Annotated in this window: 9 protein-coding genes and 1 pseudogene; 6 read left to right on the top strand and 4 right to left on the bottom strand. The window is 65.3% G+C overall.

Going from position 1 to position 6,498, the window contains the following annotated elements; translation table 11 throughout:
* The coding region (locus tag PGX04_RS25400) for an HAD family hydrolase (protein ID WP_273741043.1) at window positions 1-337 on the top strand (337 nt) is incomplete at its 5' end.
* 519 nt (window positions 338-856) lie between these two features.
* Here the strand turns inward: PGX04_RS25400 and PGX04_RS25395 are convergent.
* The 3 genes from PGX04_RS25395 to PGX04_RS25385 all read right to left on the bottom strand — a co-directional run bounded on the left by PGX04_RS25395 (window position 857) and on the right by PGX04_RS25385 (window position 2,456).
* Window positions 857-1,249: a DUF7993 family protein gene (locus PGX04_RS25395; protein ID WP_273741042.1), complete on the bottom strand. Its 393-nt coding sequence runs from the start codon at window positions 1,247-1,249 to the stop codon at window positions 857-859.
* Window positions 1,250-1,272: 23 nt separating this feature from the next.
* A complete protein-coding gene (locus tag PGX04_RS25390; protein WP_273741041.1) occupies window positions 1,273-1,731 on the bottom strand; it encodes a DUF2240 family protein in 459 nt (152 codons plus the stop codon).
* Window positions 1,732-1,814: 83 nt separating this feature from the next.
* On the bottom strand, window positions 1,815-2,456 hold the full coding sequence (locus PGX04_RS25385) for a ribonuclease H family protein (protein ID WP_273741040.1): 642 nt from the start codon (window positions 2,454-2,456) through the stop codon (window positions 1,815-1,817).
* A gap of 273 nt (window positions 2,457-2,729) precedes the next feature.
* Between PGX04_RS25385 and PGX04_RS25380 the strand changes: the two genes are divergently transcribed.
* Together PGX04_RS25380 and PGX04_RS25375 are read left to right on the top strand one after the other, a co-directional pair.
* Complete coding sequence (locus tag PGX04_RS25380; RefSeq protein ID WP_273741039.1) at window positions 2,730-3,095, top strand: DUF7344 domain-containing protein; 366 nt, start codon at window positions 2,730-2,732, stop codon at window positions 3,093-3,095.
* A gap of 160 nt (window positions 3,096-3,255) precedes the next feature.
* On the top strand, window positions 3,256-4,182 hold the full coding sequence (locus tag PGX04_RS25375; protein ID WP_273741038.1) for a DMT family transporter: 927 nt from the start codon (window positions 3,256-3,258) through the stop codon (window positions 4,180-4,182).
* An 11-nt stretch (window positions 4,183-4,193) separates the two neighbouring features.
* Here PGX04_RS25375 and PGX04_RS25370 read toward each other — a convergent pair whose 3' ends face one another.
* Window positions 4,194-4,469 carry a DUF8028 family protein gene (locus tag PGX04_RS25370; RefSeq protein ID WP_273741037.1) on the bottom strand — a complete coding sequence of 92 codons (276 nt, stop codon included), beginning with the start codon at window positions 4,467-4,469 and terminating at the stop codon, window positions 4,194-4,196.
* Between the two features lie 435 nt (window positions 4,470-4,904).
* Between PGX04_RS25370 and PGX04_RS25365 the strand changes: the two genes are divergently transcribed.
* The 3 genes and pseudogenes from PGX04_RS25365 to PGX04_RS25355 form a co-directional block, all read left to right on the top strand.
* Window positions 4,905-5,732 carry a DUF7310 family coiled-coil domain-containing protein gene (locus PGX04_RS25365; protein ID WP_273741036.1) on the top strand — a complete coding sequence of 276 codons (828 nt, stop codon included), beginning with the start codon at window positions 4,905-4,907 and terminating at the stop codon, window positions 5,730-5,732.
* Entirely contained in the window at window positions 5,729-6,199 is a 471-nt protein-coding gene (locus PGX04_RS25360) for a DUF7311 family protein (RefSeq protein ID WP_273741035.1), read from the top strand. Before PGX04_RS25365 ends, PGX04_RS25360 begins: the two co-directional genes overlap by 4 nt.
* A 25-nt stretch (window positions 6,200-6,224) precedes the next feature.
* Window positions 6,225-6,498 (top strand): annotated as a pseudogene (locus PGX04_RS25355) (type II secretion protein); the annotation flags it as partial.

Raw genomic sequence — 6,498 nt, 5'->3', positions numbered from 1 at the left:
CTCCAACGGCCCCGTCCGCGCCCAGCGCGACAAACTCGAGACGCTGGGCTGGGAGGACGCCTTCGACGCCGCGCTCGTGACGGGCGAACTCGAGGCTGGGAAACCCGATCCGCGCGCGTTCGAGGCGATTACCGGCGAACTGGGCGTCGATCCCGCCGATTCGGTCTACGTCGGGGACGAGGTCGAGGCCGACGTTCGCGGCGCGACCGAGGCGGGGCTGCGAGCGATTCAGGTGCTGCTCGAGGACGGTCCCGAGCCCGATTCGCGCGCGAGCGCCCACGTCGAGCAGCGGGAGATTGCATCGGCGCTTCCGGACGTTCTCGCGGCGCTCGAGTGAAACGGCCCCTGTGAGATCCTCCTTACCCTGAAGGGTGTTTTTCCATCGGCACCATTGTGCTCTCCACAGAATCGATCAATACAGGAGAGGGACGGGTATCGTACCAGACCGGGTATCACCTACGGTGGCGCGCGCTGGGCCGCGGTGAATGCCAATGAACCGCGGCACGACGTTGCGCGAGGGATGAGCGAGTGAGCATAGCGAACGAGCGAATCGGCTGGGGAGGGTGAGGCCCTCCTAGGTGCCAGTAGAAGTCGTTATAGACTCTCAGACGGTTATTTCACCAAATCTAATCAGCCGATGTGTCGGTACGTGTATGGAATGTGTATTTCAATGGAATTGAGTAAGACAACGGGTCCTGCTATCGTGGCAACAGGGAATCACCACGCCCTCCCCAGCCGATTCGCTCACTTCGATCGCTCATCCCTCGCGCAATGGTGTCGGCCGACCGAGTGCTAGCGAGGGCGGCCGACAGCGCGCGCCACCGCTCGAGGAATAATCGATCAGGAGATATCGGTCCTACGCGTCGGGTTCCTCGAGCCGTCGGCTCACCGCCTGTAACACGTCCGTGGCTCGTTTGACCTCGGCCCCGCTCTCGACGAAGACGAGCGTTTTCGGCGGCTGCGTTGCCTTCGGCCGGACCCGAAGATCCACGTCGGCTGCCGCCTCGGCCGCGACGTCTTGCCCAGCCTCGAACTCGAGGTGCGCCCTGTCTTCGTGAACGAACGCGCGAGCGATCCGCTCGTCGTGACGAGTGACGTCGTAGGCGCGAGCGCCGTCGGCCGTCGGTTCGACGTCGCGATTCGGGTTGGTCACTGCAACGTGTGCGAGTTCGCCGTCCTCGCGGCCGTCGAGTTCGCTCGAGAGGAGTTCGGCGATCCGGCGGCCGTCGGTGATCCGATCCTCGACCATACCGGTCGGTCGGGGCGGCGGGATTAACCGTCTTCGGTGTCGAGGACGGCCGTCCGAGCGATCGGGACCAGCTCGTCGACCGCGAGGCCCTCCCGTCGGGCGTAGATGACCGCGGCGGCCTCGATACTCAGGCCGAGTTCCTGTTGGAGGGTGTTAATCGCACCGACGGCCTCGTGTTTCTCGACTCCCTCGGCGACCAGCGAATCGAGCACGCGTTCGAACGCGGAGCGCTCTTGCAGGAGGTCCTCGTTCGGGGCGAACTCCTCGGGTACCGTTACCGTGGCGGGATCGAAGGTCACCTCAAGGCCGTCGTCACCGCGCTCGAGGAGCCCTTCCTGCGTGGCGATGTCGATCAGCCGTTTGGCCTGATCGGGGGAGAACCAGTCCCGATCGAGCGAGAGAGCGACGACGACCTCGTTTTCCTTGAGGCGACGCGCGCCGTGCTGGATGAACGGGGCGGCGACCGCGACGCGAAGGCTCATCGGAGACGACTCTCTCGAGCGGTGAGAAAACGATGACGGTTCCGTGCGGTCCCGCCTCCGGAATCACGGTCGCCGGCCCGTGATCAGTCCGAGGCGCGACCGCCGTTGCCGCCGTTGCCGCCGTTTCTGGACGGCGGCGGGAACTCGGCCGTGGTCGGCTCCGGCGTTTCGGGCAGGACGCAGCGATCGGGTTCCCGATTGACGTGATAGTACCGTTCCGGCGTGTTCGCGAGGGGGTGTGCGGGGTTCTGATCGCTGTCGATGCGGGCGGCTCGGACCTCGTCGAACCCGTTGAGTCGGGCCTGGATGCCGCGCCAGTGATACTGCGTCGCGGTCGGGACGGTGACCGGACGGGGCGATTTCCCGTCGGGGTGCTGGGTCGCGAGGATGGCGTTGTTGACGTTGCTGGCGAGCGCGTCGTGGTCGATGAGGACGCCGACGGCGGCGTCTCGCGGCGCTCGAGCGGCGAGGACGTCCAGTCCGAGATGCAACGCCCGATACTCGGCGACGTTGTTGTCCGGCGGCGTATCCGCGGTCGCGACGCGTGCGACGCGCGTGCCGTCGCGCGTTTCGATAACGGCACCCAACCCACCGCCAGCGTCCCGGAAGGACCCGTCGGTTGCGACGTAGAAATCACGATGGTGGGTCCGCGGGGGGTGGGCAATGTGGGGCGTGGGCGACTCGTCGAACAAGTCCCGCAGTGCGGGCCGGCCGTGAGCGGCCATGTCAACGCGTAGGTTATTTGTACACTTAACGATACCGCCCGTGGTAACAGATGACACTGTTTCACATGGGAGTCAGCCGTTCGACGTCGTATCGGTACGCATCTCTCGGGAAAATCAACTGATTGTGAAGGTCAGCTTAAATGGACTAGTTTGGGTATTTGGTGGCTGAAACAGCCGAACTGCCGACCAGAGGGGGTTCCGGTTTCGACCGATCGGTTCGGACCCTATCTGTGTTGGCCGTAGGTGTAATACCGCTTGGTACTTGGTCAAGGTATGAACCAGACGAACGCCAGTCGGATGGAAGCGGCGTGCTCTCTCCTCGCGGAATCCGAACGGCGGTACCTGCTCTACCAGTTGGCGGACGACCGAACGGCGAACCTCGAGGATCTCGTCGCACAGGTCGCCGCCTGGGAGCTCGACGTTCACGCCGGCGCGGTCGATAAGGAGGTCAGACAGCGCGTCTACGTCTCCCTCGTCCACAACCACCTGCCGCGGCTCGAGGATTACGACATCATCGAGTACGACCTGCGAAGCGGCGACATCGTGCTGGCAGAGGGATTCGAGGACATCAAACCCCTCCTCGAGCAGTTCCGGCAGACCGAGGACGAACCCGAGATCCGCGAACGGCCGCCGCTCTAAGGGCCGGAAGATCCCGCACCGAAAGCCGGCGGTCCTGAGGCGTCTGTGTTCCGGTATCTGTAGATCGCGTTTTCCGACCGCGACGGAGATAACTCGCCGGCGACTCGTGAGAGCCGTTTCGAATCGAAACGCATAGGAGATTTCTCCCGAGACAGCCACCGTGTCTCGATATCGAACTATCGGTCTCTTTCTGACGCTCGCAACGCTATGGGGCGCGGCGTTCGTCGCGATCAGTGCGGGGCTCTCGTATATCCCGCCGGTCCTGTTCGCGGCGTTGCGCTACGATGTCGCCGGCGTCGTGATGCTCGGTTACGCCGCGGTCGCCGTCGATCGGTGGCGACCTCGTAACGGGGCCGAGTGGCGACAGGTCGCCGTCGGCGCCGTGCTCCTGATCGCGGCCTACCACGCCTTCCTGTTCGTCGGTCAGCAGCACACCACGGCGGCCGCCGCCGCTATCCTGGTGAGTCTCTCGCCGGTTCTGAGCACCGGGTTCGCTCGAGCGCTGGTCCCCGCAGACGCCCTCTCCCCGGTCGGCGTCGTCGCCGTCGTCGTCGGCCTCGCCGGCGTCGCGGTCATCGTTCGGCCGGATCCGTCAAATCTACTCGCGACCGGCATCGTGGCGAAGGGGCTCGTTTTCTGCGCTGCGGCGGCGTTCGCGCTCGGCAGCGTCCTCACCCGCCGTTTCGACACCTCCCTGCCGATCGAGACGATGGAGGCCTGGTCGATGCTCGGCGGCACGCTGATGTTGCACCTCGTCAGCGTCGCGATCCGCGAACCGCTCGAGCCGGCCGCGTGGATCCGCCCTGAGGCGATCGGCGCGCTGGCCTACCTCTCGCTGGGCGCGAGCGCGATCGGTTTTCTCGTCTACTTCGACCTGCTCGAGCGACTGGGGGCCGTCGAGATCAATATGGTCTCGTACGTCGCACCGATCGTCACCGCGGTGGTCGGCTGGCTCTATCTCGGCGAAGTGGTCGATACGGCGACGCTGCTCGGATTCGGGCTCATCGCGGTCGGTTTCTGCCTCGTCAAACGACGGGCGATCCGACGGGAGTTCGGCCACGTTCGATCGCGAGGCTCGAGCGAGTGAGCCGCGCGCCGCTACCGTCGATGCGCGTGGCCGACGTACAGCGCGAGGAGGTTGCCGAGGAGCAAGCCGAGAAACAGGAGTCCGTCGAACGAGGACGACAACCCGGTCGCGAGCACGGGGACGTACAGAATCGGCATTGCGATCGCCGTCCAGAATCCCGCGGCGCGGATCGGCGTGGCGAGCCCCGGTGTCGCTCGCTCGAGCGCGCCGTGCTCGTCGTCACGGCGTTCGCTCGACGGGCTCGAGTCGGCGGACCGGCGGTCGGTGAGGGAGGGTGGGTTCGCCATTGGGGGAGTTACGTATTCTCGGCGACGACGCAAATACCGATCCGGCCGTTTCGACCAATTGCGACTGATTCAATGGAATCGCCCGCAGTGAACGAGCGGTTTACCGATCGAAACGATGGGGAGCCGCAATTAGGCAACCGATTCGTCCGAACGTGCCAACAGATCGCCGCATTACTCTCGTACCCACTGAAACGATTCACACACTGATCGCAACGCTATCGCGCGATTAGGTGGACGCTGATTTCAGTGGCTACTATAGCCGCCAGTAGACGCGATCGAGCCGAGGTGCGTGACAGTCGACGAACGCGACCGGTCGAAATGCCGATCCGAACCCGATTCGCCGATCCGGACCCGACTCGCCGATTCGAACCCGACTCGCCGATTCGAACCCGATCCGGATCAGAGTTTAAATGGGAAGGGGCGGCAACGCTCTCCATGAGCGATATCGAACGCATCGAACGGCGGCTGTCGACCGTCGAACGCGCGGTCGTCGACGGCGACCTCGAACTGGCCGCCGTCGGCAACGCCGCGTCCCTCACCGAGGACCTCGCGGCTCTCACCGAACGGATCGACACGCACGAGCAACGGATCGCCGATCTCGAGGGACGGATCGACGCGCTCGACGGACTCGTCGGTTCCGTCGAATCAGTCAACGAGGCCGTCGAACGACGGGCTAACGGGGCCGTCGCAGCCGTCGATCGGCTCGAGCACCGCATCGACGAACTCGAGCGCGTTGTCGACTCTCGCGATACCGGCGATTCCGGCGTTGGTAGGGTTGTCCCCACCGATCGAGACGGCGGCGCGCTCGAACGTGGAACTAAGACGGCCGACGGCGGAGAGGAACCGTCCGATAGCGACGGAGCGGGGATCCGAGGGAAGACGGCCGCGGCTCCCGACTCGGCCACCGATGGATACGGTCGCGGGGCACTACCGTCGATCGATGCGAACGAGCAAGCCGATGGCTCGCGCTCCGTCGAGCAGACTGCAACGGAGATCGTCGCAGCACCGACCGGCGAAGGCGAGAGCCCGAACCGACAGGACGGGCCCGGTTCCGACGATCGAGCGGACTCGACGGCGACGAGCGCCGATAGCACCTGGAGCGGACGGCGGGCCACACAGGACGCGATCGATTGTCGGCTCGCGAACCCGGCGAACGGCGACCGCTCGAGCGAGGGATCCGCGTCGAACGAGGGGGCGGCGTCGAGCGAGGACGACGAACCCGGAGGCGGCGTAGTAGAGTTCCTTCGGTCGAAGCTCCCGTGATCCGGATCGTCGTCGCCGTGCTGCTCGCGATCGCCCTCATCGTACTCGCCGTCCCGGCGATCGAGCGGGGTGCATCGCTGAACACGCAACGGCAGGTCGAAACGAGCATCGCGGCGATCGACGATGCGGCGACGTCCCTCGTGGAAACGGAAGAGATCTCTCCCGACGACCATCCGAACCCCAGGCGAGTCGTCGACGTGCGATTGCCTCGAGGATCGCTCACGACCGACGCCGTCGCTCACTTCGAGATCACTGTGGCGGAAACCGGACGGTACAGCTCCGTCCGGTACGTTCTCGCGGACGGAACGACGCGGACGGGGGTGATCGACGAACCAGTGGTCTGGAACGACCCACACGGCAACGAATCGGTCGAACTCGACGGAGCCGGTGAGGTGCAACTCGTGTTATCGCTCCGAGCTGACGAGAACCGAACGCCGATCGTCGTCGCCACCCGTGCTCGAGTTTAAAATGGATGCCGCTGCCAGCACCGGTATGTCTCCGGACGGGACCACGCGCCTTCGATCGGTCATCGACGACCTGCCCCTCGGCGGCGTGTTCGGGAGTCGAACCGACACTGCCTCGTCGTGTGACTGTACTGCATCGTTCGACGACGAGACGCTCGTTCTCGACGCGACCGACTGCGACGGCGACCTCGAGAACGCGACCGCCTGCCGTCGAACGGCGATCGAAGCGCTCGCCGATCGAGCGGCCGCACGGATCGTCGTCAGATCGAACGGCCTCGAACGCCGGTACGCCGACCGCGGCG

Source organism: Natrinema soli (assembly GCF_028618695.1).
This window is presented reverse-complemented; position numbering and strand designations above follow the sequence as displayed.